Raw genomic sequence first — 1,623 nt, forward strand, 5'->3', positions numbered from 1 at the left:
TGTCACGGATAGAAACCTCGATCCTCGACGGGCTTGACGAGACGTCGGCTCTGCGCGCGCTTCCCGAGAGCCAGCTTCAGGCTGTGGCGGACGCGGTGCGTCAGGAGATGATCGACGCGGTGTCGGTGACGGGCGGTCACCTGGGGTCGGGGCTGGGCGTGGTCGAGCTGACGGTGGCCCTGCATCACGTGTTCGACACGCCCGACGATCGGGTGGTGTGGGATGTCGGGCACCAGGCCTATCCGCACAAGATCCTCACGGGGCGGCGCGACCGGATCCGGACCCTGCGCCAGCCGGGCGGCCTGTCGGGCTTCACCAAGCGCTCGGAGAGCGTCTACGACCCGTTCGGGGCGGCGCATTCCTCGACCTCGATCTCGGCGGCCCTCGGCATGGCGGTGGCGCGCGACCTCGACGAGGCGTCGGCCAAGGCCAAGGGCCAGCCGGCCCCCAAGCGCCGCAACATGATCGCGGTGATCGGCGACGGCTCGATGTCGGCGGGCATGGCCTACGAGGCGATGAACAATGCCGGCGCGCTGCATTCGCGGCTGATCGTGATCCTGAACGACAACGACATGTCGATTGCCCCGCCGGTGGGGGCGATGTCGGCCTATTTCGCCAGGCTCGCCTCGGGCGGGACCTATCGCGGCCTGCGCGAGACCGCCAAGCAGCTCGGCAAGCTCCTGCCGAAGGCGATCTACCAGCGCGCGGCGGCGGCCGAGGAATATGCCCGCTCCCTGGTGGTGGGCGGCGGCACGATGTTCGAGGAGATGGGCTTTCATTACGTCGGCCCGGTCGACGGCCATAACCTCGACCACCTGCTGCCGATCCTGAAGAACGTGCGCGACTCGGACCAGGGCCCGATCCTGCTCCACGTGGTGACGCAGAAGGGCAAGGGCTACGCCCCGGCGGAGGCCTCCGCCGACCGCTATCACGGGGTGGTGAAGTTCGACGTGCTGTCGGGCGTCCAGGCCAAGGCCAAGCCGAACGCGCCGGCCTATACGCGGGTCTTCGGCGAGAGCCTGATCAAGGCGGCGGATGCCGACGACAAGGTGGTGGCGATCACTGCCGCGATGCCCGGCGGCACCGGGATCGACCTGTTCGGCAAGGCGCATCCGGACCGGACCTTCGATGTCGGCATCGCCGAGCAGCATGCGGTGACGTTCGCGGGCGGTCTGGCGACGGAGGGCTACAAGCCGTTCGTGGCGATCTACTCGACCTTCCTGCAGCGGGCCTACGACCAGGTCGTGCACGACGTGGCGTTGCAGAACCTGCCCGTGCGGTTCTGCCTCGATCGGGCGGGTCTCGTGGGGGCGGACGGGGCGACCCATGCCGGCGCCTTCGATCTCGCCTATCTGTGCTGCCTGCCGAACATGACGGTGATGGCGGCCTCGGACGAGGCCGAGCTGGTCCACATGGTGGCCACCGCCCATGCCCACGATACCGGCCCGATCGCCCTGCGCTACCCGCGCGGCGAGGGGGTCGGCGTCGATCTGCCCGAGCGCGGCGAGGCCCTGCCCATCGGCAAGGGCCGGATCGTCAAGCGCCCCGAGAATGCGCGGGTGGCGCTGCTCTGTCTCGGCACGCGCCTGTCGGAGGCGCTGAAGGCGGCCGACCTGCTCGAGA

General features: G+C 69.5%; 1 protein-coding gene. It reads left to right on the forward strand.

The window, feature by feature from the left end; all coding sequences use genetic code 11:
* Window positions 1–8: 8 nt before the first annotated feature.
* Window positions 9–1,623, forward strand: a 1,615-nt coding sequence (gene dxs / locus FPV16_RS25815; RefSeq protein WP_227441359.1) for a 1-deoxy-D-xylulose-5-phosphate synthase, incomplete at its 3' end; no start/stop codon positions are given.

Origin of the sequence: Methylobacterium sp. W2 (assembly GCF_020662345.1) — a bacterium.
In the GTDB taxonomy this organism is placed as follows: Bacteria; Pseudomonadota; Alphaproteobacteria; order Rhizobiales; family Beijerinckiaceae; genus Methylobacterium.